The following is a 25,934-nucleotide window of genomic DNA, read 5'->3' as shown; positions in this document are numbered from 1 at the left end:
GAACAAAAATCCATCTGCCTCATGAGAGCTGAATTGAGACAAGTACTGTTCGACGGATGACGGCACATCATTTGTTTCTATGTATTGCTAGTTAGGTATTTGCGCTTTCATGCTAGAGCAAAACAACTTGGCGCAACCGTGGATAACGGATTTGTAATGTTTCAGTCACCTTGTCGATAAGTTCAAAACCCTACCGTGGCGGCATCGAAGATTCTTGATTAAAGGAAGTATTCCATTGCCCGGTTTAAGAGAACTGACGGCGCGGTCACGCCTGAAAAAAACGGCGTGGGTGGTCATGGTCAGCGGCGGTTTGTTGCTGGCCGGCGCGCCTTTTGCCAATGCATCGACCCTGACCCTCGATCAGGCCCTGCAAACCGCATTCGCCGGCAACCCGGATCTGGCAGCGGCGCAATGGGAAATCGGCATCGCCGAGGGTGACCGCCAGCAGGCCGGTCTGATCCCCAACCCCGAAGTGTCGTGGGAAGCCGAGGACACCCGCCGCGATTCGCGCACCACCACAGTGATGCTCAGCCAGCCGATTGAACTGGGCGGCAAGCGCGGCGCGCGGATCGATGTCGCCAGCCGCGCCCAGGACGCCGCCGGGATCGAACTGCAGCGCAAGCGCAATGTCTTGCGCGCCGATGTGATTCAGGCGTTCACCAGCGCCCAGACTGCGCAGCAACGCGTGCAGTTGTCTCGCCAGTCGCTGCAACTGGCCGAGCACGGATTGCGCGTGGCGCTGGGGCGGATCGAGGCGGGCAAGTCGTCGCCAGTCGAAGGCACACGGGCGCAAGTGCAACGCTCCGAAGTGCGACTGGAACTGAGCCGCGCCGAACGGGATCAGGCCAACGCCTATCAGCAACTGGCGCAGGTCATGGGCGCACCGTTGCCGACTTCGACCACCGTGCAGACGGCCACGCAAAGCATGCCCGCCGTGCCGCCGCCGACCCGCTTGCTGGAGCGCCTGAACGAGACCGCCGAGCTGCAGCTGGCCACGTTGCAGATCGATCAGCGCGAGGCATCGTTGGGACTGGAGAAGGCGCAACGGATTCCCGACCTGACCGTGAGCATCGGCAGTCAGTACAGCGAACAGGAGCGCGAGCGGGTCAACGTGGTCGGGCTGTCGATGCCGATTCCGCTGTTCAACCGCAATCAGGGCAACGTGCTGGCGGCAGCGCGCCGTACCGATCAGGCGCGGGATCTGCGCAACGCCACCGAGCTGCGCTTGCGCACCGAAATCCAGACCACCCTTGAGCAATGGCAGACCGCCAACGGCGAAGTCCAGGCGTTCAACCAGACCATCCTGCCCGCCGCACAACGTGCAGTGGACAGCGCCACGCGCGGCTTCGAAATGGGCAAGTTCGGTTTCCTCGACGTGCTCGACGCCCAGCGCACCCTGATCAGCGCCCGCACCCAATACATCCAGGCCGTTGCCGAGGCGACGGACGCGCGGGTGCGCATCGAACGCATTTTCGGCGACCTCGGCGCACTCGCCGTCAGCCCTTGAATTTCACCTTTCAGATCACTGCGCGATGGCATGGCGCAGAGGAGTTTCCATGGATAAAAAACTGATCGTTGTCGCGGTGGCAACGTTGGCGCTGGGCATTGGTATTGGCTCGATGTGGGCGGGCAACGGGTCCATCGAGGCCCACGCCGATGAAGCGGCGGAGCATGCGGACCACGACGAAAAAGGCGTTGCAGCCGAAGGTGAAGAGGGGCATCTGACGTTGAGTGCCGAGCAGATCGCGGCGGCGGGCATTCAACTGACCGAAGCGCGGGCGCAAAGCATCAGCCTCGGTTTGTCGTTCCCCGGCGAAGTGCGCCTGGACGAAGACCGCACCGCCCACGTCGTACCGCGGGTGCCAGGGGTAGTCGAGTCGGTGTCGGTCAATCTCGGGCAGTGGGTGAAGAAGGGCCAGCTGCTGGCGGTGATCGCCAGTCAGCAGATCTCCGATCAGCGTAGCGAACAGGCTGCGGCGCAACGGCGCTTGGCCTTGGCGCGCACCACCTACGAGCGCGAGAAGCAGTTGTGGCAGGACAAGATTTCCGCCGAGCAGGATTTGCTGCAGGCGCGCCAGGCGCTGGAAGAAGCCGAAATCGCCCTGAACAACGCCCGGCAAAAGATCAGCGTACTCAGTGGCAGCGTGGTTGCCACCGGCGGCAATCGTTATGAACTGCGCGCGCCGTTCGACGGGGTGGTAGTGGAAAAGCATCTGACGTCAGGGGAGGTGGTCGACGAAACCACGGCGGCGTTCACGCTCTCGGACCTGTCGCGAGTGTGGGTGACCTTCGGCGTTTCGTCCAAGGATCTGAACAAGGTGCAGGTGGGCAAAGCGGTCACTGTCAGCGCCCCGGAACTCAATGCGCAAGTCGCCGGCACGGTGGCTTACGTCGGCAGTTTACTCGGCGAACAGACCCGTACCGCCACCGTTCGCGTCACCTTGGAAAACCCTCAAGGTTCGTGGCGTCCCGGATTGTTTGTCACCGCACTGGTCGCTACCGACAGCCGTCAGGCCAACGTGGCGGTGCCGGAAGCTGCGATCCAGACCGTCGAGGACAAACCCACGGTGTTCGTGCGCACCGACGACGGCTTCGAGGCGCGGGCCGTGGAGCTGGGCAGTCGTGCAGCGGGGCAGGTGGAAGTTACGCAGGGGCTGGAGGCCGGTGCGCAAGTCGCTGCGGCCGGCAGCTTCGTTCTCAAATCGGAACTGGGCAAGGCCTCGGCCGAGCACTCTCATTGAAGACTCCCCCTAAAGACGCCCATCGATTCGCCCCCTCGACGAGAAGGTTCTCATGTTCGAACGCCTGATCCAGTTTGCCATCGAGCAGCGCATCATCGTGCTGCTCGCCGTTCTGCTCATGGCCGGCCTCGGGATCGCCAGTTATCAAAAACTGCCGATCGACGCCGTGCCCGACATCACCAACGTCCAGGTGCAAATCAACACCGGCGCCGCCGGGTTCTCGCCACTGGAAACCGAGCAGCGCATCACCTTCCCGATTGAAACCGCCATGGCCGGTCTGCCGGCGCTGGAGCAGACCCGTTCGCTGTCGCGTTCGGGGCTGTCGCAGGTTACGGTGATTTTCAAGGACGGCACCGACCTGTTCTTCGCCCGGCAATTGGTCAACGAGCGGTTACAGATCGCCAAGGAGCAATTGCCCGAGGGCTCCAACGCGGTGATGGGGCCGATTTCCACTGGCCTCGGCGAGATATTCCTGTGGACCGTGGAAGCCAGGGAAGGTGCGCTCAAGGACGATGCAAGTGCCTACACGCCGACGGATTTGCGGGTGATTCAGGACTGGATCATCAAGCCGCAACTGCGCAACGTCCCTGGTGTGGCCGAGATCAACACCATCGGTGGCTTTGCCAAGGAATACCAGATCGCCCCCGATCCGAAACGGCTGGCAGCCTACAAGTTGACCCTCACCGACCTGATCACGGCGCTTGAGCGCAACAACGCCAACGTCGGCGCCGGGTACATCGAGCGCAGTGGCGAGCAGTTGCTGATTCGGGCGCCGGGACAAGTGGCGAGCATCGAGGACATCGCCAATATCGTCATGGCCAACGTCGATGGCACGCCGATCCGGGTGAAGAACGTCGCCACCGTGGACATCGGCCGCGAACTGCGCAGCGGTGCGGCCACGGAAAACGGCCGTGAAGTGGTGCTCGGCACCGTGTTCATGCTGATCGGCGAAAACAGCCGAACCGTGTCCCAGGCCGTCGCCAGCAAGCTGGAGCAGATCAACCGTTCGCTGCCCAAAGGCGTGATCGCGGTGCCGGTGTACGACCGCACGCACCTGGTGGACAAGGCCATTGCCACGGTGAAAAAGAACCTGATCGAAGGCGCGATTCTGGTGATCGCGATTCTGTTCCTGTTTCTCGGCAACATCCGCGCGGCATTGATTACCGCGATGGTGATTCCGTTGTCGATGCTATTCACCTTCACCGGTATGTACAGCAACAGGGTCAGCGCCAACCTGATGAGCCTGGGCGCCCTCGACTTCGGCATCATCGTCGACGGCGCGGTGGTGATCGTCGAAAACACCCTGCGACGGCTGGCCCATGCGCAGCAGCATCACGGGCGTTTGCTGACCCGCTCCGAGCGTTTCCGTGAAGTGTTTGCGGCGGCCAAAGAGGCTCGGCGACCGCTGATTTTCGGCCAGTTGATCATCATGGTCGTGTACCTGCCGATCTTTGCCCTGAGCGGCGTCGAAGGGAAAATGTTCCACCCGATGGCGTTCACCGTGGTCATCGCCTTGCTCGGCGCCATGCTGCTGTCGGTGACCTTTGTGCCGGCCGCGATTGCGCTGTTCGTCACCGGCAAGGTCAAGGAAGAAGAGGGCATGGTGATGCGCGGTGCGCGCCGGGTGTATGCGCCGGCGCTGGCGTGGGTGATGAACCATCGCGCCGTGGCGGTGGGCGCGGCGTTGGGCGTGATTGTGCTCAGCGGCGTGCTGACCAGCCGCATGGGCAGCGAGTTCGTGCCGAGCCTCAGCGAGGGCGATTTTGCCCTGCAAGCCTTGCGCGTGCCGGGCACCAGCCTCACGCAATCGGTGGACATGCAGCAGCGTCTGGAAACCCTGATCCTGGGCAAAGTACCGGAAGTCGAGCGGGTGTTCGCCCGCACAGGCACTGCGGAAATCGCCTCCGACCCGATGCCGCCGAACATCTCCGACAGCTACGTGATGCTCAAGCCAAAAGAGCAATGGCCGGACCCGGACAAGTCTCGCGAAACCCTGATGGCGGAACTGCAACAGGCCGCCGCGACGTTGCCGGGCAGTAACTACGAACTGTCGCAGCCGATTCAGTTGCGCTTCAACGAACTGATCTCCGGCGTGCGCAGCGACGTCGCGGTCAAGGTATTCGGCGATGACATGGACGTGCTCAACGCCACCGCGGCGAAGATTGCCGCCGCCATGCAGAAGGTCAATGGCGCCTCTGAAGTCAAAGTCGAACAAACCACCGGCCTTCCGGTGCTGACCATCAACATCGACCGCGACAAGGCGGCGCGTTACGGGCTCAACGTCGGCGATGTGCAGGACACCATTGCCGTCGCGGTGGGTGGGCGTCAGGCCGGCACGTTGTATGAAGGCGACCGACGTTTCGACATGGTGGTGCGGTTGTCCGATGCCATGCGCAAGGACATCGAAGGTCTGTCAGCGCTGTTGATTCCGGTGCCGGCACCGCTCAATGGCGCGGCTGATCAGATTGGTTTTATTGCCTTGAAAGAAGTCGCCAGCCTTGATCTGGTGCTGGGGCCGAATCAGGTCAGCCGCGAAAATGGCAAGCGCCTGGTGATCGTCAGCGCCAACGTGCGCGGGCGCGATATCGGTTCGTTCGTCGAAGAGGCGGGCGAGGTGATCGAGCGAGATGTGCAGGTGCCTGCGGGTTACTGGACCCATTGGGGCGGGCAGTTCGAGCAACTGCAATCGGCGGCCAAGCGCCTGCAGATCGTGGTGCCGGTGGCGTTGCTGCTGGTGTTCGGGTTGTTGTTCATGATGTTCAACAACCTCAAGGATGGCTTGCTGGTGTTCACCGGGATTCCGTTTGCGTTGACCGGCGGGGTCATGGCGCTGTGGTTGCGGGACATTCCGCTGTCAATCTCGGCAGGCGTGGGCTTCATCGCGCTGTCGGGGGTAGCGGTGCTCAACGGGCTGGTGATGATTGCGTTCATCCGCAACCTGCGGGAGGAGGGGCGTTCGCTGTCTGATGCGATCAACGTAGGCGCGCTGACACGTCTGCGCCCGGTGTTGATGACGGCGCTGGTGGCGTCACTGGGCTTTATTCCGATGGCGCTGGCGACCGGTACTGGCGCGGAAGTGCAGCGACCATTGGCGACGGTGGTGATTGGCGGGATCCTGTCCTCGACCCTCCTGACGCTGCTGATCTTGCCGGCGCTGTATCAGCTCGCCCATCGCCGAGAAGAAGACACAGCTCCAACAGAGTAGGTGATCTACCTGTGGGAGCTAGCCTGCTAGCGATAGCAAATCTGTCAGTCGACACTGATGTTGATTGATCCATCGCTTTCGCGAGCAGGCTCGCTCCCACAGTTTTTTTGGCACATGACGGATATGTAATTTGTGCGCCACCGTTACGAAAGGTTCGGATTGTTACCTTGATCCCGTCAGCTACTAAACGAGGAATCAAACATGAAATTCGCACAAATCAGTGCCTTTGCAGCAGCGTTGGCGATGTCTTCTCTGGCCTTGGCCGAAGGCGGCGGCGATCGGACCTTCGAAAAAATGATGACCGCCAATGACCGCTCCGTAGAACTGTTCGTCGCCAAGGAACAAGCTCGCGACCCCGTCGTCGTCAATGAAAAGAAAGACGACAACACCAAAGACTTGTAAGCGCATCGCACTTGAACAAGCCCGACATCGAGTCTCGATGCCGGGCTTTTTTATGGGCCAGGATTGGAAGGAAATGGATATGAAAGTGCTTAAGTCAATGACGTTCGCCAGCGTGCTGGCGATGTCCCTGAATGTGTTCGCCGAGGGTGGTGGTGACCGGACGTTCGAGCGGGCGCTGAGTGCCAATACCAAAGCCATGCAGCAGTACGCGGCCAACCAGGGCAAACCGGCGCCGGTGGTCAAGGACTACGAATACGGAATGAAGCTGGACGTGGTGAAAGTGGTGAGCGTTGTGCGCCCGCCAGCTGCCTGCGCCGTAGTCCCCACCGCCATGACCTACGAAGACTCCAAGGGCCAACTCAACACCATCAAATACACCGTGGCGGGGGATTGCCGCAATCGCGGCGGCTGACACCGCCTTGATGGCCAGGACCGGATTCTCCGAAGGCGCTGCCGAATCTTCGGCAGCTCCTTCGGGTTTTATTCAGGCGCACATAAAAAAGGCGCCCCGAAGGACGCCAAAGATTCACCTCTTACCAAAGGAGCAAGGAGCTTCTAAAGGTGAATGTGTATCAACCGCTCAATCAGAGAATCGCCAACGGGTACTCGACAATCACCCGCACTTCATCCAGATCCGATTCAAACGCCGTGGCGCGAGTCGTGGCCTGGCGCAAACGCAGCGACAGGTCTTTCATCGAACCGCTCTGCACCACGTATTTGACTTCGACATCGCGCTCCCAGCGCTTCTGGTCGGTCAGTGGATTGCCGTCAGCATCGCGGCGCATGTACACGGCGTTGGCGTTGGAGTAATCGGCGTCGGTGCCTCGGGCGTAACGAGTCATGAACGATAGCCCCGGCACACCGTAAGTGGTCATGTCGAGGTCGTAGCGCACCATCCACGAACGTTCCTTGGGCGAGTTGAAGTCGCTGTACTGGATGGAGTTGTCGAGGAAGATCGAGTCGGATTGACGCAGGTAATCGAAGTCGTCATTGCCGTTGTTGCGCTGGTGCGAAAGCGCAACGGAGTGCGCGCCGAGTTTCACGCCGACCCGGCCGCTCCAGATGTTGTTATCGAACTTGCCGAGCAATTGTTTGCCTTCGTCGACAGCCTTGTAATAGTTCAGGCCGCCAAACAGCGACAGGTCATCCGATAGCGGATAGGTCCAGGCAGTGCCGGCGTAGTACTGATTCCAGGCATCCTTGAGGCGGCTGGAGTACAGGCTGAAACTGAGGTTCTTGTTCAGTACATAGTCGCCGCCGCCGTAAGCGATCCACGGCGAATTGACCGGGCCGGCATAAAACGTGGCGAAGTTCTCGCGCATGTCGCTGGACACGGGTTGGCTCATCGCATGCAACCGACCGCCCTGAATCGACAGGCCTTCGATGCTGGTGTTGGTCGCCGTCACGCCGCGAAAGCTTTCCGGCAGCAAGCGCGAGTCACCGGCCGCCACCACCGGGTTGGCCGGGAACACGTCACCGACCTTGACCACCGTATCGAAGGCTCGCACTTTGGCGGCGCCACCCATCTTCGTGTACTCATTGCGCGCCTCGCCATCATTGTTGACTGGCAGCACATCAAACGAACTACGGCCACCGTTGCGCCCGTCACCGGTGTCGAGCCTCAAACCGATCATCGCAAACGCATCGACACCGACGCCGACGGTGCCTTGGGTAAACCCGGATTCGAACTTGCTGATCACCGCTTGGGCCCAGGCTTCGGAATAACCATTGCCGGTGGGGCTGGACTGGCCGTTGCGGTGATCACGGTTGAAGTAGAAGTTACGGTTGAGCACCGTCAGGCTGCTGCCCTCGATAAACCCTTCGGCTTTATCATCCGCCATCACCATGGACGGTCCGGAGCCGACCACCACCGCTAAAGCGGCCATCGACATTTTTGTATTGTTAACCATCAATCACTCCTTGGGTTCGGCAGAACGGGAACGTGCTTCGGCGTGGGTTTTTATTGTTCGGCGGAGAAGGCCCGCCGGCATGGTCGCCGGGTGACATCGTTGCAAGCTGCGGATAACGCCAAGGTGATGCGGGAATTACAATTTCGTTATGTGGGTGGAGTAAAAGCCCTAAGCATTCAGGTCAGGGTTGCGAGCTGATCGATCTCTGCGGAAGCAGTGATCAGCATCAGCTTTTGGTAGTTGAACCTTGCAATCAGTTAAGGAACAACACAATCCGAAGGCCCCGTTTTTTATTGCGTTGCCTAGGGACCAGCAGCCTCAAATCAAAATGGCCAACGATGTGTACTTGGCTACCATTGGATCCGCAGTAAGAAGTTTCATCGGTTCTGTCATTGCAGTGGCCACGATGAGGCGGTCGAACGGATCACGATGGTGAGGTTCCAGATCTTTCACCGCAATGGCGTGTTCGGATGAAACAGGTAGTTCAATAAATCCGCTTTGGATGCAGTATTGGCGGATTTCCTCCAGATCAACGCTTAGCTTTCCTAGACCGACCTTGATAGCCATTTCCCAGAAGGTCGCGGCGCTGACATAAACTTCAGTGGCGTTATTAATGAGTTGTCGGGCTTTGCCAGATAATTTCTGATCGTCGGCGAGTGTCCAGAGCAGTACATGGGTATCGAGCAACACCCTCATGGTTGCTGCCCTTCAAATGCATCCAGCAGGTCGTCTGGCAAAGCGGCGTCGAAGCCGTCGGTAAGGATGAGTTTGCCTTTCATCGCTCCAATTCGCTGTCCGCGCGGTCTTTCCACTGGAACCAGGCGGGCAAGGGGACGGCCGTGTTTGGCGATCGTGATGACTTGTCCGGCGGCTGCGTCATCGACGAGTTTGGATAAATTGTTTTTTGCTTCTGCTAACGGAACAATGATCATGATTCGCCCCTCCCTATATTCTGGACAAATATAGCCAGAATTTTGTGGAGCTGCAAAATTGCGCAAGAGCTCAGCACAGACGAATGGCAAAAGGGTCGGTTTGATGTCGTAGCGCTCAGGTGAAGCTTCGTTCCGACGTCCAGTGGCCAAAGCGTCAGATCCGTCTACCAGTTCATAAAAGATGTCGCGTTTCATTGCTCGTCCTCGCTTCGGTTTGTCTGTCCGGCAGGCACTCAAGATAGAGGCACTACCCCAATTCTGGCTGTAGGACGAACCTGACGATTCCGCGAGAGCTTTCTGGGATTAGAGAAGGAGGGCAGGGCAGCAGTAACAAATCCCACAAACGCAAAAACGGCACCCGAAGGTGCCGTTTCTGTTTTCTACCAAGTGTCGCTTAAGCGATCAACCCGCCAGCCCCGCCTGCTGAACCAGCACCAGCAACGGTTGCGGATACAGACCGAGGAAGAACGCCAGTGCGGCGATCGCCAGCAGCATCACGCCGCCTGCACGTTGTTCCCAATGCAGTTGTGCATCGTGGCGACGCAGGTTCGGCTCGATCAGGTACAGGGTGACCATCACGCGCAGGTAGTAGAAGACGCCGATGGCGCTGCCCAGAACCAGGGAACCGACCAGCCACCATTGGTGCGACTCGACACCGGTAGCGATGATGTAGAACTTGCCGATGAAGCCCGCGGTCAGCGGGATACCGGCCAGGGACAGCATCATCACGGTCAGTACGGCGGTCAGGTACGGACGGCGCCAGAACAGGCCGCGGTATTCGTACAGCGCATCCGCGTCACGGCCGTTGTACGGCGAGGACATCAGGGTGATCACGCCGAACGCGCCGAGGCTGGTGATCACGTAGGTGACCAGGTACACGCCGATGGCTTCCACGGCCAGACCCTTGCTCGCCACCAGGGCGATCAGCAGGTAACCGAAGTGAGCGATGGACGAGTAACCCAGCAGACGCTTGAGGTTGCTCTGGGTCAGTGCCAGCAGGTTACCGAACAGGATCGACGCGATGGCGATGATGGTCAGCACGTCGCTCAGGACACCGCTGCTTGCAGCCGGCGAGATCTGGAACAGACGCACCATTACCGCAAACACAGCCACTTTCGAAGCGGTGGCCAGGAACGCGGCCACCGGTGCCGGAGCACCTTCGTAAACGTCCGGGGTCCAGAGGTGGAACGGTACCAGCGACAGCTTGAACGCCAGACCGATCAGCATCATGCCCAGGCCCAGTTGCGCCAGCGAGCTTGGCAGGCCGGTGGCTGCGAGGGCCTGGCCGATGCCGACGAAGCTCAGGCTGCCGGAGTCGGCGTAGAGCAGAGCCATACCGAACAACAGGAACGCGGAACCGGCGGCCGACAGCACCATGTACTTGATACCGGCTTCCAGCGAACGCTTGTTGAAGAAGGCATACGCCACCAGACCGTAGACCGGTACCGAGAGCAGTTCCAGACCGATGAACAACCCGGCCAGGTGCTGCGCGCTGACCAGAACCAGGCCACCGGCGGCGGCCATCAGGATCAGCAGGTAAAGTTCTTCACGGTTGCCCGGGTAACCCGAACCGCCATCGCCGAGGTAGGCGTGGGCGAGGGTCACACAAGCGAGGGTGGCGACCAGGATCAGCGCCATGTACAGACAAGCGAAGGTGTCGATCTGCAGCAATGGCGTCACGGCCAGGGGCGCGACTTTCAGGGCTGGCAGGATCGACAGCAATGCCAGGTTCAGGCCCGCCACGGAAATCAGGAAGGTCTGCGAGTGGTTGCGGCGCCAGGCGATCGCCAGCATCACCACGATGATCGTGGCGCTGGTGATCAACAACGGCGCAAGCGCGATAAAGTGTTGAGTCGTGAATTCCATAGCGCTCTTACCGGGCCGAAGCGAGTTGAGTGAAGGCGGTACCGAGCCATTGCTGCACGCCATGCATCGTCGCAGCAGAGGTATCGAGGAACGGTTGCGGGTACACGCCGATGTAAATCAGCAGCGCCGCAAGCCCAACCACCATGATCAGTTCGCGACCATCCATGCCATGCAGCACCGCGTCCGACTTGGACGGGCCGAAGTAGGCACGGTGGATCATGATCAGCGAGTAGACCGAACCGAACACCAGGCCGGACGTCGCGATGATCGTGATCCATGGGGCGGCCGGGAACGTGCCGATCAGGATCAGGAACTCACCCACAAAGTTACCGGTACCCGGCAAGCCCAGCGACGCGGCTGCGAAGAACAGGCTGATGGCCGGCAGGTAAGCGATCTTTGACCACAGGCCGCCCATCTCACGCATGTCACGGGTGTGAGTGCGCTCGTACAGTTGACCACTGAGGATAAAGAGTGCCGCCGCCGATAGACCGTGCGCCAGCATCTGCATCACTGCGCCCTGCAGCGCCAGTTGGCTGCCGGAGTAGATGCCGATCAACACGAAGCCCATGTGGGAAACGGAGGAGTAGGCGATCAGGCGCTTGATGTCGGTTTGGGCGAAGGCCAGGAACGCACCGTAGAAGATCCCGATCAGACCCAGGGTCATGGCGATCGGCGCAAACTCGGCCGAGGCATTCGGGAACAGCGGCAGGGCGAAACGCAGCAGACCGTAAGCAGCAGTTTTCAGCAAGATACCGGCCAGGTCGACCGAACCCGCTGTTGGCGCCTGGGCGTGAGCGTCAGGCAACCATGAGTGGAACGGCACCACTGGCAGCTTCACCGCGAAGGCGATGAAGAAGCCGAGCATCAGAATGTACTCGGTGGTCAGCGACATCTTGGTTTTCAACAGGTCGGCGTAGTTGAAGGTAATCACGCCGGTGTCGTCGAAGTTGACCAGTACCAGACCCAGGATCGCCACCAACATGATCAGGCCGGAAGCCTGGGTGAAGATGAAGAACTTGGTCGCCGCGTAGATCCGGGTTTTCTTGCCGTCCGAAGAACTGTGACCCCAGAGCGCGATGAGGAAGTACATCGGCACCAGCATCATTTCCCAGAAGAAGAAGAACATGAACAGGTCGAGGGCGAGGAACACGCCGACGACACCGCCCAGGATCCACATCAGGTTCAAGTGGAAGAAACCAACGTGACGCTGGATCTCTTTCCACGAGCAAAGTACCGAGAGGATACCCAGCAGGCCGGTCAGCAGGATCATCAACAGCGACAGGCCGTCGAGGGCCAGGTGCACGCTGATGCCGAAGCGCTCGATCCAGATGTGCTTGAACTCGAGCACCCAGGTCGGATCGGCGCCAGGCGCCGGAGCAAATGAATAATCACCGTGGGCCCACAGCCAGAGGCCGAGTGCGAGTTCCAGGGTCATGGTCAACAGCGCAATCCAGCGGGGGAGGGTAGCGCCGAAGCGCTCACCCATCCAGCACAGCAGGCCGCCGATGAAGGGGATCAGGATTAGCCAAGGCAGAATCATGACGGGCTCAATTCCTTTCGCAAGTTCGCAAGGTTCATATTCAGACCGCTACCAGCACGATGGCGCCGATGACCAGCACGGAGCCGGCTGCCATCGATGCCGCGTACCAACGCAGTTGACCGGTTTCGGTACGACTCAGGGCGGTGTGACCGCCTTTGGCCATACGCGGGATCAGACCGATGGTCTGGTCGAGCGGGTCTCTGCGCAGTGCGTGGCTGAGCGCAAGGTATGGCTTGACGAACAGTTTGTCGTAGATCCAGTCGAAGCCCCAGGCAGCGAACCACCAGGCCGAAAGGAAGCGGCCGATGCCGCTGTTGGCGATAGCAGTGACGAAACGACGCTTGCCGAGGAACAGCAAGGCGGCCAGCAGGATACCGGCCAGGGCGATAGCACCCGAGGCGATTTCCAGGCTGTGCTTGGCATCGCCGCCGGCATGGCCGACGCTTTGCGGCAGCACACCGTGCAGCGGCGGAACGATCATCGCGCCAATGGCGGTCGACAATACGATCAGCACCGACAGCGGCAGCCAGTGAGCGATGCCGTGACCGGCGTGCGCTTCGGTCTTCAATTCACCGTGGAACGCGATGAAGATCAGGCGGAAGGTGTACAGCGAGGTCATGAACGCGCCGACCAGACCTGCGTAGAGCAGACCGTTGTTGCCGCTGGCGAACGCTTCCCAGAGGATTTCGTCCTTGGAGTAGAAGCCCGCGGTCACCAGTGGCAACGCCGCCAGAGCCGCGCCGCCGACGATGAAGCTGGCGTAGGCCAGTGGCAGTTTCTTCCACAGGCCGCCCATCTTGAAGATGTTCTGCTCGTGGTGGCAGGCAACGATCACCGCACCGGACGCAAGGAACAGCAGTGCCTTGAAGAAGGCGTGGGTCATCAGGTGGAAGATCGCGCCATCCCAGGCACCAACGCCCAATGCCAGGAACATGTAGCCGATCTGGCTCATGGTCGAGTAGGCGAGGATACGTTTGATGTCGGTCTGGACCAGTGCGGCAAAACCGGCGAGTACCAGGGTCACACCGCCGACAACGCCAACCAGGTGCAGGATCTCCGGCGCCAGGGTGAACAGGCCGTGAGTACGGGCGATCAGGTAGACACCGGCGGTCACCATGGTTGCGGCGTGGATCAGTGCCGAAACCGGAGTAGGACCGGCCATCGCGTCCGCCAGCCAGGTTTGCAGCGGCAGTTGCGCCGATTTACCGACAGCGCCGCCCAGCAGCATCAGGGTCGCCATGACCATCCAGAAGTCGCCGGCCTGGAATTTCTGCGGTGCCAGCACCAGCAGTTCCTGGATGTTCAGCGTGCCCAGTTGCGCGAACAGGATGAACAGGCCGATGGCCATGAACACGTCGCCGATCCGGGTCACGATGAAGGCTTTGAGTGCCGCGTTACCGTTGTTGCGGTTGCTGTAGTAGAAACCGATCAACAGATACGAGCACAGGCCCACACCTTCCCAGCCGAAGTACAGGAACAACAGGTTATCGCCCAGGACCAGGAACAGCATGCTGGCGATAAACAGGTTGGTGTAGGCGAAGAAGCGCGAGTAACCGGCTTCACCGCGCATGTACCAGGACGCGAACAGGTGGATCAGGAAGCCGACGCCGACCACCACACCAAGCATGGTCAGGGACAGACCATCCAGGTACAGCGCGAAGTTAGGCGTAAAGCCTTCCACCGCCATCCACTGCCACAACACCATGGTGTAGTGACCGCCTTCAGGTGGCGCGACGTTGAATTGCCAGATCACATAAGCCGTGACGATGGCCGACAAGCCGATGGAACCGACGCCGATCAGCGCCGACAGGTTTTCCGAAAAACGGCCGCGTGAGAACGCCAGCAGCAGGAAACCTATGAGAGGGAATACGAAAGTCAGATAGAGAAGATTCATCCGCGCATCTCGCTGGCAGCGTCGATATCGAGAGTGTGGAAGCGGCGATACAGCTGCAACAGAATCGCCAGGCCAATACTGGCCTCGGCGGCTGCCAGGCTGATCACCAGGATGAACATGATCTGTCCATCCGGCTGCGCCCAGCGGCTACCGGCAACGATGAAGGCCAGTGCGGAGGCATTCATCATGACCTCCAGGCTCATCAGCACGAAAAGAATGTTGCGCCGGACCATCAGGCCGACCAGACCGAGGCAGAACAGGATGCCGGCGACCGCCAGACCATGCTCCATAGGGATAGCAGGCATCGTCATTGCTCCTTGGCTTCGTTGCGGCCCAAGTGGAACGCCGTGACGGCTGCGGCGAGCAGCAGCATCGAGGCGAGTTCGACCACCAGCAGATAAGGACCGAACAGGCTGATGCCCACGGCCTTGGCGTCTACGGTGGTGTGGCCGATGGCCTGGCCGCTGGCGTCGCTGAACAGCACGTACAGCAGTTCAACCAGCAGCAGGGTGCCGAGCGCGACCGGGCCGAGCCAGATGCCGGGCTTGAGCCAGACGCGCTCTTGCTGAACCGAGGCCGGGCCCAGGTTCAGCATCATCACCACGAACACGAACAGCACCATGATGGCGCCAGCGTAGGCGATCACTTCGAGCACACCGGCAAACGGTGCGCCGAGGGCGAAAAACGTCATCGCCACGGCAATCAGCGAAATGATCAGGTAGAGCAGGGCGTGCACGGGGTTGGTGTTGGTGATCACGCGAAGCGTGGACACAACAGCGATACCCGATGCGAAATAGAAAGCGAATTCCATCTTTCTTCCTTAAGGCAGCAAGCTCTTCACGTTGATCGGCTGGGCTTCATTTTGCGCGGAGCCTTTTGGCTTACCGGCAATCGCCATACCTGCAACACGATAGAAGTTGTAATCAGGGTTTTTGCCGGGGCCGGAGATCAGCAGATCTTCTTTCTCGTACACCAGGTCCTGACGTTTGAACTCGGCCATCTCGAAATCCGGTGTCAGCTGGATCGCGGTGGTCGGGCAGGCTTCCTCGCAGAGGCCGCAGAAAATGCAGCGCGAGAAGTTGATACGGAAAAACTCCGGGTACCAGCGACCGTCATCGGTTTCAGCTTTCTGCAGCGAGATGCAGCCAACCGGGCACGCCACGGCGCACAGGTTGCAGGCTACACAACGCTCTTCGCCGTCGGGGTCGCGGGTCAGCACGATGCGGCCACGGAAGCGCGGCGGCAGGTACACCGCCTCTTCCGGGTATTGCAGCGTGTCGCGCTTGCGGAAGGCGTGGCCGAAGATCATCACCAGGCTGCGAAGCTGGGTAAAGAAGCCATGCACGATGTCAAATATGTACTTCATGATTCTCTATCCTCACTGAGCCGCGACAGCGGGCGTGTTGAGCAACACGATCGCAGCGGTCACCAGCATGTTGACGAGGGTCAGCGGCAGGCAGAACTTCCAGCTGAAATCCATCACTTGGTCATACCGTGGGCGCGGAATGGAAGCGCGCAGCAGGATGAAGAACATGATGAAGAACGCGGTTTTCAGTGCGAACCAGATGAACGGGATCTGCGGCAGAATGCCGAACGGACCGTGCCAGCCACCGAAGAACAGGGTCACCAGCAGCGCCGAAATCAGCACGATGCCGATGTACTCACCGACGAAGAACATGCCCCATTTCATGCCGGCGTATTCAATGTGGTAACCGTCGGCCAGTTCCTGTTCCGCTTCCGGCTGGTCGAACGGGTGACGGTGAGTCACGGCGACGCCGGCAATGAAGAAGGTCAGGAAACCGAAGATCTGCGGAATGATGAACCACATGTTCTGCGCCTGGTATTCAACGATGTCGCGCATGTTGAACGAGCCGACCTGGATCACGATGCCCATCAGCGACAGGCCCATGAACACTTCGTACGACACGGTTTGTGCCGAGGCCCGCAAGCTGCCCAACAGGGCGAACTTGTTGTTGCTCGACCAGCCGGCGAACAGCACCGCGTAGACCGACAGACCAGCCATGGCGAAGAAGAACAGGATGCCGATGTTGATGTCCGCCACACCCCAGGTCGGGGTGATCGGGATGATCGCGAAGGCAATCAGCAAGGCGCTCATGGCCACGACCGGCGCCAAGGTGAAGATCACCTTGTCGGCGAACGGCGGGGTCCAGTCTTCCTTGAAGAACATCTTGATCATGTCGGCCGCGATCTGGAACGCGCCGAACGGGCCGACGCGGTTCGGACCGTAACGGTCCTGCCAGAGGGCGAGCAAACGACGCTCGACCCAGCTCAACAGCGCGCCGCACACCACGACGGCGAGCAGAATCACGATGGCCTTGAGGACCGCGATGATCACGTCAATCACTTCAGGCGTGAACCAGGTCATTGAGCTGCCTCCTGCAGACCGTCAACGGATTTGCCAAAGATCGCTGGCGGAATGCCGGCGATACCGGCCGGCAATGCGACCAGACCGGCACCCAGCTCTTCGTTGATGCGCAGCGGCAGACGCAGGGTCTGGCCAGCCACGTTCAAGCTCAGCAGGGCACCGTCATTGACACCCAAGCGGTCGGCTTCGGATTTGGCCAGCGACACGTAAGCGGCCGGGATGCGTTCCTGAACCGGTGCGGCTTTGGAAGAGTTCTCTTCGCTGCCGAACAGGTGGAAGAACGGCACAACCTGCCAGGTGCCCGGAGCCGGGTTGAACGCGCGAGGAACACTGGCGAACCAGTTCAGCGAGTCACCGGTGCTTTCGATCAGGCGAGTGCCCGGGTCGCCAGCGCGGATATGACCACCGACTTCGTCCTGGAACTTGTTCCAGGCTTGCGGCGAGTTCCAGCCCGGAGACCAGGCGAATGGCACTTGCTGACGCGGTTCGACCGAGCCCGAGTAACCTTCCATGGAGAACGAGAACGCGGTGTCGTTATCCTGGGAAGTACGCGGTTCGTGCACGCTGATGTCGGCGCGCATGGCGGTACGACCGGAGTAACGCAGCGGTTCGCGAGCCAGTTTCAGGCCTTTGATGCGGAACGCGGCGGACGGTGCAGCGCTGACGATGCCGGCCAGTTGTGGAGTGCTTGCGGCACAGGCAGCGGTGACGTGGTCCAGTTGGGTCCAGTCGATCGGCTGGTTCAACAGGGTAGCGCGCAGGGCATGCAGCCAGCGCCAGCCTTCGTGAACCATGATGCTTGCGTCGAGGTAAGTCGGGTCGAAGACCTGGAAGAAGCGCTGGGCGCGGCCTTCCTGGCTGACCAGCGTACCGTCGCCTTCAGCGAAGCTGGCCGCTGGCAGAACCAGGTGCGCGCGATCGCTGGTGGCGGTCTTCTGATGGTCCGCCACGATCAAAACTTTTGCGGCGTTCAGGGCAGCATCGACACGGGTTTTGTCGGTACGGGTGTACAGATCGTTTTCCAGCACAACGATGGCGTCGGCCTTGCCGTCGATCACCGCTTGCAGCGCGGCATCGACCGAGTCGCCACCGAGCATGGCCAGGCCGAGGCTGTTGGCCTCTGGCACGATCAGGCTGATGGAACCGTTCTTCTCGCGCAGCTTCAGGGCCTTGGCGATGTTTGCCGCGGCTTCGATCAGCGCCTTGGAACCCAACGAGGTACCGGCAATGATCAGTGGACGCTTGGCGGCGAGCAGGGCGTCGGCAATGCGCTTGGCCAGCTCAAGGGCTTCAGCGTCCAGACCTTCAACGGCAGGCGCGCTGGCGTCGAGGGCGTGAGCCACGGCGAAACCGATGCGGGCCAGGTCGTCTGGCGCAGCGTGAACGCATTCTTCAGCGATGTCGTCGAGCTTGGTTTCAGCCAGGCTGGCGATGAACAGCGGGTTCAGCGCGTTCTGACCGATGTTCTTCACGGCGGCGTCGAGCCAAGGCTGAACGCGCATGGCGTCGGCCATGTCTTCGGCTTTGCCTTTGACCGATTGACGCAGGGACAGGGCCATGCGCGCAGCGGTCTGGGTCAGGTCTTCGCCGAGGACGAAGATCGCGTCGTGGTCTTCGATGTCGCGCATGTTCGGGATCGGCAGCGGGCTGTCTTTGAGCACCTGCATGACCAGACGAATGCGTTCCAGCTCAGCGGCTTCGATACCGGAGTAAAAGTGTTCGGCACCGACCAGTTCGCGCAACGCGTAGTTGCTTTCGAGGCTGGCACGCGGCGAACCGATACCGACGATGTTGCGACCGCGCAACAGATCGGCGGCTTTATCCAGCGCTTCGTCGAGGGTCAGCTTGGCGCCGTTGGCCAGCTTTGGTTGACGCGGGCGGTCTTCGCGGTTGACGTAGCCGTAGCCGAAACGGCCACGGTCGCACAGGAAGTACTGGTTTACCGAACCGTTGAAACGGTTTTCGATACGACGCAGTTCACCGTAGCGCTCGCCCGGGGAGATGTTGCAACCGCTGGAGCAGCCATGGCAGATGCTCGGCGAGAACTGCATGTCCCACTTGCGGTTGTAGCGCTCGGAGTGAGTCTTGTCGGTGAATACACCGGTCGGGCAGACCTCGGTGAGGTTGCCGGAGAACTCGCTTTCCAGGGTGCCGTCTTCAACGCGACCGAAGTACACGTTGTCGTGGGCGCCGAATACGCCGAGGTCGGTGCCGCCGGCGTAGTCCTTATAGAAGCGCACGCAGCGGTAGCAAGCGATGCAGCGGTTCATTTCGTGACCGATGAACGGGCCGAGATCCTGGTTCTGGTGAGTACGCTTGGTGAAGCGATAACGGCGCTCGTTGTGGCCGGTCATTACCGTCATGTCTTGCAGATGGCAGTGACCACCTTCCTCACAGACCGGACAGTCGTGAGGGTGGTTGGTCATCAGCCATTCAACGACGCTGGCGCGAAACACTTTCGCTTCTTCGTCGTCGATGGAGATCCAGCTGCCGTCGGTGGCGGGGGTCATGCACGACATGACGATCCGACCACGTTTGTCGTTTTCGTCGGTGTACTGCTTGACCGCGCACTGGCGGCAAGCGCCAATGCTGCCAAGGGCTGGGTGCCAGCAGAAATAAGGGATATCGAGGCCTAGCGACAGACATGCCTGTAACAGGTTGTCTGCCCCATCGACTTCGAGCTCTTTGCCGTCTACGTGGATAGTGGCCATGGTTCAAAGTTCTTCGTTGGCCCGGTGTCAGCGGGCGTGGCTAATGGAATCTTGTTATTCGCGTGAATCAACACAGCCGTTCAAGGCGTCATCACACGACAAAGCGAAGGGCACGGACCCTTCGCTTTTTTAAGCGTTTACGCGCCGACTACGATCGGCCTTGCCAGAGGCGGGACGACGGCGCTGGTAGGCGCGATGCCGGCTTCGAACTCATGGCGGAAGTATTTGATTGCGCTGCCCAACGGCTCCACGGCGCCCGGTGCGTGAGCACAGAAGGTCTTGCCTGGGCCGAGGAAACCGACCAGACCCAGCAGGGTCTCGATATCGCCGGCTTGCCCTTCACCGTTCTCGATCGCGCGCAGCAGCTTGACGCTCCACGGCAAACCGTCACGGCACGGGGTGCAGAAACCGCAGGATTCGCGGGAGAAGAACTCTTCCATGTTGCGCAGCAGGGAAACCATGTTGACGCTGTCGTCCACCGCCATGGCCAGGCCGGTACCCATACGGGTGCCCACTTTGGCGATGCCGCCGGCGTACATTTGTGCGTCCAGGTGTTCCGGCAACAGGAAACCGGTACCGGCGCCGCCTGGCTGCCAGCACTTGAGCTTGTAACCGTCGCGCATGCCGCCGGCGTAGTCTTCGAACAACTCGCGACCGGTGACGCCGAACGGCAATTCCCACAGGCCCGGGTTCTTGACCTTGCCGGAGAAGCCCATGAGCTTGGTGCCCATGTCTTCGCTGCCTTCGCGGGCCAACGATTTGTACCAGTCCACGCCGTCGGCAATGATCGCCGGCACGTTGCACAGGGTTTCAACGTTGTTCACGCAAGTCGGCTTGCCCCACACGCCAACGGCGGCAGGGAAGGGCGGCTTGGAGCGCGGGTTGGCGCGGCGGCCTTCGAGGGAGTTGATCAGCGCGGTTTCTTCACCGCAGATGTAACGCCCGGCGCCGGTGTGGACGAACAGCTCGAAATCGAAGCCGCTGCCCAGGATGTTCTTACCCAGCAGGCCCGCTGCCTTGGCTTCTTCGACGGCACGGTTCAGGTGCTTGGCGGCGGTGGTGTATTCGCCACGCAGGAAGATGTAGCCACGGTAGGTTTTCAGCGCGCGAGCACTGATCAGCATGCCTTCGATCAGCAGATGGGGCAGTTGCTCCATCAGCATGCGGTCTTTCCAGGTGTTCGGTTCCATCTCGTCCGCGTTGCACAGCAGGTAGCGGATGTTGATGGATTCGTCTTTGGGCATCAGGCCCCACTTCACGCCTGTGGGGAAGCCTGCACCGCCGCGACCTTTAAGACCGGAGTCTTTCACGGTCTGGACGATGTCGTCCTGAGCCATGTCGGCGAAGGCCTTGCGCGCAGCCGCGTAACCGTTCTTGGCCTGGTACTCGTCGAGCCAAACGGCTTCGCCGTCGTCACGCAGACGCCAGGTGAGCGGGTGAGTCTCGGCCGACCGCTTGATGCGGTTGGCTGGACCGAAGGAAGTCAGGGTCATACGTAGCCCTCGAGCAATTTGGCAACGCCGGCAGGCTGCACATCACCGAATGTGTCGTCGTCGATCATCAACGCCGGCGCCTTGTCGCAGTTGCCGAGGCAGCAGACCGGCAGCAGGGTGAAACGACCGTCGGCGGTGGTCTGACCCAGGCCGATGCCCAGATTGCTCTGGATTTCGCTGACTACCGATTCATGGCCACCGATGTAGCAGACCATGCTGTCGCAGACGCGAATGATGTGACGGCCGACCGGCTGACGGAAGATCTGGCTATAGAACGTCGCCACGCCTTCAACGTCGCTGGCCGGGATGCCGAGGATCTCGCCGATGGCGTAGAGCGCGCCATCAGGCACCCAGCCACGTTCCTTCTGGACGATCTTCAAGGCTTCGATCGACGCCGCGCGCGGGTCTTCGTAGTGATGCAGCTCGTGCTCGATGGCCGAGCGCTCGGTTTCGCTCAGGGCGAAACGGTCTGTCTGGATAAGCGTGCTGTTCATGCTTAGCGGTCCACGTCGGCCATAACGAAATCGATACTACCCAGGTACGCGATCAAGTCCGCGACCATGCTGCCTTTGATCACCGAAGGGATCTGCTGCAAGTGCGGGAAGCTTGGGGTGCGAATCCGGGTGCGGTAGCTCATGGTGCCGCCATCGCTCGTCAGGTAATAACTGTTGATGCCCTTGGTCGCTTCAATCATCTGGAAGGATTCGTTGGCCGGCATGACCGGGCCCCACGAAACTTGCAGGAAGTGCGTGATCAGGGTCTCGATGTGCTGCAGGGTGCGCTCTTTCGGCGGCGGCGTGGTCAGCGGGTGATCCGCCTTGTACGGGCCTTCCGGCATGTTGCGCATGCACTGCTCGATGATCTTCAGGCTCTGGCGCATTTCTTCGACACGCACGATGCAACGGTCGTAGGCATCGCCATTGGCCGCCAGCGGCACTTCGAATTCGAAGTTCTCGTAACCGGAGTACGGGCGAGCTTTACGCAGGTCGAAATCGCAACCGGTCGAACGCAGGCCGGAACCGGTGACGCCCCATTCCAGGGCTTCTTTGGTGTTGTAGGCGGCGACGCCGATGGTCCGGCCACGCAGGATGCTGTTGTCCAGTGCGGCTTTCTGGTACTCGTCCAGACGCTTTGGCATCCAGTCGATGAAGTCTTTCACCAGTTTTTCCCAGCCGCGCGGCAGGTCGTGAGCGACGCCACCGATGCGGTACCAGGCCGGGTGCAGACGGAAGCCGGTGATGGCTTCGATCACCGTGTAGGCCTTCTGACGGTCGGTAAACGTGAAGAACACCGGGGTCATGGCGCCGACGTCCTGGATGTAAGTCCCCAGGAACAGCAGGTGGCTGGTGATCCGGAAGAACTCGGCCATCATGATGCGGATGACGTCGACCTTCTCGGGCACCTTGATGCCGGCCAGCTTCTCGACCGAGAGCACGTACGGCAGGTTGTTCATCACGCCGCCGAGGTAGTCGATACGGTCGGTGTACGGAATGAAGCTGTGCCAGGACTGACGCTCGGCCATCTTCTCGGCACCACGGTGGTGGTAACCGACGTCCGGCACGCAGTCGACGATCTCTTCACCGTCCAGCTGCAGAATGATGCGGAACGCACCGTGCGCCGAAGGGTGGTTAGGACCGAGGTTGAGGAACATGTAGTCCTCGTTCGCACCGGAACGCTTCATGCCCCAGTCTTCAGGCTTGAAGCGCGCGGCTTCTTCCTCAAGCTGTTGCTTGGCCAGGGTCAGGCTGAACGGGTCGAACTCGGTGGCACGGGCCGGGAAGTCCTTGCGCAACGGGTGACCTTCCCAGGTCGGCGGCATCATGATGCGGGTCAGGTGCGGGTGACCGGCAAAGTTGATGCCGTACATGTCCCACACTTCACGCTCGTACCAGTTGGCGTTCGGCCAGATGCCGGTCACGGTCGGCACGCTGAGGTCGCTCTCGGACAAGGCGACCTTGATCATTACGTCACTATTACGCTCGATCGACATCAAGTGATAGAACACAGTGAAGTCGGCGCCGCTTGGCAGCCCTTGACGCTTGGTGCGCAGACGCTCGTCCACGCCGTGCAGGTCATAAAGCATGACGTACGGCTTGGGCAGGTTGCGCAGGAAGGTCAGGACTTCGACGAGTTTGGCGCGGGCAACCCAAAGCACCGGCATGCCGGTGCGAGTAGGCTGGGCGGTGAACGCCTCGGGGCCAAAACGGTTGTTCAGTTCGACGACCACATCCTGGTCGTCTGCCTTATAAGGCGGGATGTACAGAGCACTGCCTGTAGTCATGGTTATTTATCGCTTTCGGTCAACGTAAAGAATGAAGCCAGGTTCTCGTTCTATAAAAGAAGCAGGTCTGGATCAGACTTCGTCGGGGCTGCGCAGGTTGGTGACTGCGATTCGCTGTTCGCGGCGCTGTTCCTTTTGCGAAGGCATCTCGGCGCGGTACACGCCTTGATCGCCGACGACCCAGGAAAGCGGACGACGCTCCTGTCCAATCGACTCTTGCAAGAGCATCAAGCCTTGCAAAAAAGCTTCTGGGCGGGGCGGGCAGCCAGGCACGTAGACGTCCACGGGAAGGAACTTGTCCACCCCTTGAACGACGGAGTAGATGTCGTACATGCCACCGGAGTTGGCGCACGAACCCATGGAGATAACCCATTTAGGTTCGAGCATTTGCTCGTAGAGACGCTGGATGATCGGCGCCATCTTGATGAAGCAGGTACCGGCGATAACCATGAAATCCGCCTGGCGCGGCGATGCCCGGATAACCTCGGCGCCAAAGCGCGCGATGTCGTGGGGCGCCGTGAAGGCGGTGGTCATTTCCACGTAGCAGCACGAAAGACCGAAGTTGTACGGCCACAGGGAGTTCTTGCGCCCCCAGTTGATCGTGCCGTTAAGCACGTCTTCGAGCTTGCCCATGAAAATGTTTTTGTGGACTTGATCTTCTAACGGATCGGAAACGGTTTCCCGTTCGCCAATCGGATACTGCTCGTTAGGAGCATCGGGGTCGATCCTGGTGAGATTGTATTGCATTGCCAAAGCCTCATTGTTTCAGCTTCGCTTGCCGCTTAAGACGAGCTGCCGGAGCCCAGTCAAGGGCGCCCACTCGAAATAGGTAGACAAGACCTGCCAACAGAATTGCTATGAAAACGAGAGCTTCGACGAATCCGGTCCAGCCGCTTTCGCGGACGGACACAGACCAGGCAAAGAGAAAAAGGGCTTCGATATCGAAGATCACGAAGAGCATCGCGACCAGATAGAATTTTGCAGAGAGCCGCAGACGGGCGCCACCTGTAGGCAGCATGCCGGATTCGAACGGTTCGTTTTTGCTGCGGCCCCAGGCTTTTGACCCGAGGAGGCTGGAAACGCCGAGCATGAAGGCACAGAGGCCGACAACGCCCAGAAGGAAAATGGCAAAGCCCCAGTTGTGGGCCATGAGTCCTGTCGCTTCGGGCATGCTGGTAATCCTTAACAGAGAGCAAAGGTCTCTGAGCTTGAAAAGAAATAAAGCAGTGACGATATGTCGCAGCAATCAATCCCGCTGATTTTATGGCACAACACCGTGCAAGTAAAATTCAGATAGCGAAATTATTTACAGGAATAAGGACATAGCGTACCTCCAAAGCTCCGCAGCCCATGCGGTTCGGGCATTAGCCGGAATTTCATCAATATTGTTTTGTTGGGAATGTAACGAATATAGCGACAGCTAAATGATAATCAATACTGTTTGCGCCGGTTTTCAAACTGTCTAATGGGGTGAGGGTCGGGAAGTTGTCTTATATGCGCGTTACTACAAGTAGTGGCCGGGGTCGTTTTACCTTCTTTTCCTGATCGAGAAAATGCTCCGGATCAAGGTTTTCGCACCGTTTGCGGCTTCTCGCATTCCCTGTGGCAGCCGGCGGTGCGGCGATCAGCGTGCCCCGCGACTTTCCGGGTTCTTTATGTGCAGCTGTGTCCCCCATCGATTACCAGATCCGCACCGGTCATCCAAGATGACTCATCAGATGCCAGCAGGATGGCAGCGCCTGCCATATCTGCAGGCATTCCAGCACGCTGCATGGGAATCTCCTTTTTCCTGTTTTGCCAAATCTCTGGGGAGTCCCGCCACTGATTGGCGTTACCACTGGTCGCGGTCAGCCCCGGTGAAATCGTATTGACTCTGATGCCATAGGGTGCCAGTTCTACCGCGCAGCTTCGAGTAAGCATCGACAGTGCTGCTTTGCTTGCCTGATAAGCTGACATTCGACTGACCGCCTTGAAGGCACTGACCGATGAAATGTTAATGATGCTGCCGCCCTGTTTGCGAGCGATGCAGTCTTTTGCAAAGCGTTGAGTCATAAAAAATGGAAAGCGGAGGTTGACCGCAAGGGTGCGTTCGTACTCGTCTTCGCTCAGCTCAAGAAACGGAGTACGGGTTATGAATGCCGGATTGTTGACGAGTATATCCAAGGGACCAACGGCTGCTTGCGCTTCTTCAAAGAGTGCATCAATGCTGGTGCTTGCGGCATCCATAAGGGTGAAGCCGGCCCGCTGGCCAACTTGTTCAGCTAATGCAATTACTGCACGAGCCCCAGCCTCGTCAGTGCGGGCGGTAATGAAAACATCGGCGCCCTGGGCAATGTAGGTTTCGGCTATAGCTCTTCCAATGCCTGCCGATGCACCTGTTATAAGCGCTCGCTTGCCTCTTAGTCTTCCATTCATGATGAGTTAATACTCCGCAGAGAGTTTGCTGGTCGTGTGCATAACGTATGAATATGGCGTGATACTTGAATGTAGACGGTGCGTCGCTTTTTGCTAGCGTGAATTCTAATAGTAGTGCCTTCGTTTGTTGCCTCGTGTTGCGGTTCTGGGTTGGGGTT

22 protein-coding genes are annotated in these 25,934 nt (G+C 59.8%); 5 read left to right on the top strand and 17 right to left on the bottom strand.

The window, feature by feature from the left end; all coding sequences use genetic code 11:
• The first annotated feature begins 235 nt into the window (after positions 1 to 235).
• From PFAS1_RS01365 to PFAS1_RS01345, 5 genes are all read left to right on the top strand, one after another.
• A complete protein-coding gene (locus tag PFAS1_RS01365) occupies positions 236 to 1,507 on the top strand; it encodes a TolC family protein (protein ID WP_076027930.1) in 1,272 nt (423 codons plus the stop codon).
• 49 nt (positions 1,508 to 1,556) lie between these two features.
• On the top strand, positions 1,557 to 2,741 hold the full coding sequence (locus PFAS1_RS01360) for an efflux RND transporter periplasmic adaptor subunit (RefSeq protein ID WP_076027929.1): 1,185 nt from the start codon (positions 1,557 to 1,559) through the stop codon (positions 2,739 to 2,741).
• Positions 2,742 to 2,793: 52 nt separating this feature from the next.
• The gene (locus PFAS1_RS01355) at positions 2,794 to 5,946 is read left to right on the top strand and encodes a CusA/CzcA family heavy metal efflux RND transporter (RefSeq protein ID WP_076027928.1); all 3,153 of its coding nucleotides are present in this window, start codon (positions 2,794 to 2,796) and stop codon (positions 5,944 to 5,946) included.
• Between the two features lie 201 nt (positions 5,947 to 6,147).
• On the top strand, positions 6,148 to 6,348 hold the full coding sequence (locus PFAS1_RS01350) for a co-regulatory protein PtrA N-terminal domain-containing protein (protein WP_076027927.1): 201 nt from the start codon (positions 6,148 to 6,150) through the stop codon (positions 6,346 to 6,348).
• A 79-nt stretch (positions 6,349 to 6,427) separates the two neighbouring features.
• Positions 6,428 to 6,760 carry a DUF2790 domain-containing protein gene (locus tag PFAS1_RS01345; protein ID WP_076027926.1) on the top strand — a complete coding sequence of 111 codons (333 nt, stop codon included), beginning with the start codon at positions 6,428 to 6,430 and terminating at the stop codon, positions 6,758 to 6,760.
• A gap of 172 nt (positions 6,761 to 6,932) precedes the next feature.
• Here PFAS1_RS01345 and PFAS1_RS01340 read toward each other — a convergent pair whose 3' ends face one another.
• The 17 genes from PFAS1_RS01340 to PFAS1_RS01260 all read right to left on the bottom strand — a co-directional run bounded on the left by PFAS1_RS01340 (position 6,933) and on the right by PFAS1_RS01260 (position 25,776).
• A complete protein-coding gene (locus PFAS1_RS01340; protein ID WP_074878231.1) occupies positions 6,933 to 8,258 on the bottom strand; it encodes an OprD family porin in 1,326 nt (441 codons plus the stop codon).
• A 318-nt stretch (positions 8,259 to 8,576) separates the two neighbouring features.
• On the bottom strand, positions 8,577 to 8,954 hold the full coding sequence (locus PFAS1_RS01335; protein ID WP_074878228.1) for a type II toxin-antitoxin system VapC family toxin: 378 nt from the start codon (positions 8,952 to 8,954) through the stop codon (positions 8,577 to 8,579).
• Positions 8,951 to 9,385 carry a type II toxin-antitoxin system Phd/YefM family antitoxin gene (locus PFAS1_RS29845; RefSeq protein WP_232252198.1) on the bottom strand — a complete coding sequence of 145 codons (435 nt, stop codon included), beginning with the start codon at positions 9,383 to 9,385 and terminating at the stop codon, positions 8,951 to 8,953. Before PFAS1_RS29845 ends, PFAS1_RS01335 begins: the two co-directional genes overlap by 4 nt.
• A 207-nt stretch (positions 9,386 to 9,592) precedes the next feature.
• On the bottom strand, positions 9,593 to 11,056 hold the full coding sequence (gene nuoN, locus PFAS1_RS01325; RefSeq protein WP_033057078.1) for an NADH-quinone oxidoreductase subunit NuoN: 1,464 nt from the start codon (positions 11,054 to 11,056) through the stop codon (positions 9,593 to 9,595).
• Positions 11,057 to 11,063: 7 nt separating this feature from the next.
• Positions 11,064 to 12,596: an NADH-quinone oxidoreductase subunit M gene (gene nuoM, locus PFAS1_RS01320; protein WP_076027925.1), complete on the bottom strand. Its 1,533-nt coding sequence runs from the start codon at positions 12,594 to 12,596 to the stop codon at positions 11,064 to 11,066.
• A gap of 40 nt (positions 12,597 to 12,636) precedes the next feature.
• Complete coding sequence (nuoL, locus tag PFAS1_RS01315; protein ID WP_076027924.1) at positions 12,637 to 14,490, bottom strand: NADH-quinone oxidoreductase subunit L; 1,854 nt, start codon at positions 14,488 to 14,490, stop codon at positions 12,637 to 12,639.
• Positions 14,487 to 14,795 carry an NADH-quinone oxidoreductase subunit NuoK gene (gene nuoK, locus PFAS1_RS01310; protein WP_007946416.1) on the bottom strand — a complete coding sequence of 103 codons (309 nt, stop codon included), beginning with the start codon at positions 14,793 to 14,795 and terminating at the stop codon, positions 14,487 to 14,489. The genes nuoL and nuoK overlap by 4 nt, the downstream gene beginning before the upstream one ends.
• A gap of 2 nt (positions 14,796 to 14,797) precedes the next feature.
• A complete protein-coding gene (gene nuoJ, locus PFAS1_RS01305; RefSeq protein WP_007905076.1) occupies positions 14,798 to 15,301 on the bottom strand; it encodes an NADH-quinone oxidoreductase subunit J in 504 nt (167 codons plus the stop codon).
• Positions 15,302 to 15,310: 9 nt separating this feature from the next.
• Positions 15,311 to 15,856 carry an NADH-quinone oxidoreductase subunit NuoI gene (gene nuoI, locus PFAS1_RS01300; RefSeq protein WP_198044941.1) on the bottom strand — a complete coding sequence of 182 codons (546 nt, stop codon included), beginning with the start codon at positions 15,854 to 15,856 and terminating at the stop codon, positions 15,311 to 15,313.
• Positions 15,857 to 15,868: 12 nt separating this feature from the next.
• Positions 15,869 to 16,876 (bottom strand): NADH-quinone oxidoreductase subunit NuoH, encoded by a 1,008-nt coding sequence (nuoH, locus tag PFAS1_RS01295; RefSeq protein ID WP_074878218.1) that lies wholly within the window; start codon positions 16,874 to 16,876, stop codon positions 15,869 to 15,871.
• A complete protein-coding gene (gene nuoG, locus PFAS1_RS01290) occupies positions 16,873 to 19,587 on the bottom strand; it encodes an NADH-quinone oxidoreductase subunit NuoG (RefSeq protein WP_076027923.1) in 2,715 nt (904 codons plus the stop codon). Before nuoG ends, nuoH begins: the two co-directional genes overlap by 4 nt.
• 137 nt (positions 19,588 to 19,724) lie before the next feature.
• Entirely contained in the window at positions 19,725 to 21,080 is a 1,356-nt protein-coding gene (gene nuoF / locus PFAS1_RS01285) for an NADH-quinone oxidoreductase subunit NuoF (protein ID WP_008146041.1), read from the bottom strand.
• The gene (gene nuoE / locus PFAS1_RS01280) at positions 21,077 to 21,574 is read right to left on the bottom strand and encodes an NADH-quinone oxidoreductase subunit NuoE (protein ID WP_008146039.1); all 498 of its coding nucleotides are present in this window, start codon (positions 21,572 to 21,574) and stop codon (positions 21,077 to 21,079) included. Before nuoE ends, nuoF begins: the two co-directional genes overlap by 4 nt.
• A 2-nt stretch (positions 21,575 to 21,576) precedes the next feature.
• Entirely contained in the window at positions 21,577 to 23,361 is a 1,785-nt protein-coding gene (nuoC, locus tag PFAS1_RS01275; protein WP_074878214.1) for an NADH-quinone oxidoreductase subunit C/D, read from the bottom strand.
• Between the two features lie 72 nt (positions 23,362 to 23,433).
• Positions 23,434 to 24,108, bottom strand: a complete 675-nt coding sequence (locus tag PFAS1_RS01270; RefSeq protein WP_008146035.1) for a NuoB/complex I 20 kDa subunit family protein — start codon at positions 24,106 to 24,108, stop codon at positions 23,434 to 23,436.
• A gap of 10 nt (positions 24,109 to 24,118) precedes the next feature.
• The gene (locus tag PFAS1_RS01265; RefSeq protein ID WP_008146033.1) at positions 24,119 to 24,532 is read right to left on the bottom strand and encodes an NADH-quinone oxidoreductase subunit A; all 414 of its coding nucleotides are present in this window, start codon (positions 24,530 to 24,532) and stop codon (positions 24,119 to 24,121) included.
• A 482-nt stretch (positions 24,533 to 25,014) separates the two neighbouring features.
• A complete protein-coding gene (locus tag PFAS1_RS01260; RefSeq protein WP_076027922.1) occupies positions 25,015 to 25,776 on the bottom strand; it encodes an SDR family NAD(P)-dependent oxidoreductase in 762 nt (253 codons plus the stop codon).
• Between the last annotated feature and the right edge of the window lie 158 nt (positions 25,777 to 25,934).

This window comes from Pseudomonas frederiksbergensis (genome assembly GCF_001952935.1).
GTDB lineage: Bacteria > Pseudomonadota > Gammaproteobacteria > Pseudomonadales > Pseudomonadaceae > Aquipseudomonas > Aquipseudomonas frederiksbergensis.
The sequence above is the reverse complement of the archived record's forward strand: the minus strand, read 5'-3'. Positions and strand labels throughout refer to the sequence as shown.

Coding starts and splice junctions, on each gene's coding strand:
- PFAS1_RS01360 (WP_076027929.1), top strand. CDS start 1,557: ATGGATAAAAAACTGATCGTTGTCGCGGTGGCAACGTTGGCGCTGGGC.
- PFAS1_RS01355 (WP_076027928.1), top strand. CDS start 2,794: ATGTTCGAACGCCTGATCCAGTTTGCCATCGAGCAGCGCATCATCGTG.
- PFAS1_RS01350 (WP_076027927.1), top strand. CDS start 6,148: ATGAAATTCGCACAAATCAGTGCCTTTGCAGCAGCGTTGGCGATGTCT.
- PFAS1_RS01345 (WP_076027926.1), top strand. CDS start 6,428: ATGAAAGTGCTTAAGTCAATGACGTTCGCCAGCGTGCTGGCGATGTCC.
- PFAS1_RS01340 (WP_074878231.1), bottom strand. CDS start 8,258: ATGGTTAACAATACAAAAATGTCGATGGCCGCTTTAGCGGTGGTGGTC.
- PFAS1_RS01335 (WP_074878228.1), bottom strand. CDS start 8,954: ATGAGGGTGTTGCTCGATACCCATGTACTGCTCTGGACACTCGCCGAC.
- PFAS1_RS29845 (WP_232252198.1), bottom strand. CDS start 9,385: ATGAAACGCGACATCTTTTATGAACTGGTAGACGGATCTGACGCTTTG.
- nuoN (WP_033057078.1), bottom strand. CDS start 11,056: ATGGAATTCACGACTCAACACTTTATCGCGCTTGCGCCGTTGTTGATC.
- nuoM (WP_076027925.1), bottom strand. CDS start 12,596: ATGATTCTGCCTTGGCTAATCCTGATCCCCTTCATCGGCGGCCTGCTG.
- nuoL (WP_076027924.1), bottom strand. CDS start 14,490: ATGAATCTTCTCTATCTGACTTTCGTATTCCCTCTCATAGGTTTCCTG.
- nuoK (WP_007946416.1), bottom strand. CDS start 14,795: ATGCCTGCTATCCCTATGGAGCATGGTCTGGCGGTCGCCGGCATCCTG.
- nuoJ (WP_007905076.1), bottom strand. CDS start 15,301: ATGGAATTCGCTTTCTATTTCGCATCGGGTATCGCTGTTGTGTCCACG.
- nuoI (WP_198044941.1), bottom strand. CDS start 15,856: ATGAAGTACATATTTGACATCGTGCATGGCTTCTTTACCCAGCTTCGC.
- nuoH (WP_074878218.1), bottom strand. CDS start 16,876: ATGACCTGGTTCACGCCTGAAGTGATTGACGTGATCATCGCGGTCCTC.
- nuoG (WP_076027923.1), bottom strand. CDS start 19,587: ATGGCCACTATCCACGTAGACGGCAAAGAGCTCGAAGTCGATGGGGCA.
- nuoF (WP_008146041.1), bottom strand. CDS start 21,080: ATGACCCTGACTTCCTTCGGTCCAGCCAACCGCATCAAGCGGTCGGCC.
- nuoE (WP_008146039.1), bottom strand. CDS start 21,574: ATGAACAGCACGCTTATCCAGACAGACCGTTTCGCCCTGAGCGAAACC.
- nuoC (WP_074878214.1), bottom strand. CDS start 23,361: ATGACTACAGGCAGTGCTCTGTACATCCCGCCTTATAAGGCAGACGAC.
- PFAS1_RS01270 (WP_008146035.1), bottom strand. CDS start 24,108: ATGCAATACAATCTCACCAGGATCGACCCCGATGCTCCTAACGAGCAG.
- PFAS1_RS01265 (WP_008146033.1), bottom strand. CDS start 24,532: ATGCCCGAAGCGACAGGACTCATGGCCCACAACTGGGGCTTTGCCATT.
- PFAS1_RS01260 (WP_076027922.1), bottom strand. CDS start 25,776: ATGAATGGAAGACTAAGAGGCAAGCGAGCGCTTATAACAGGTGCATCG.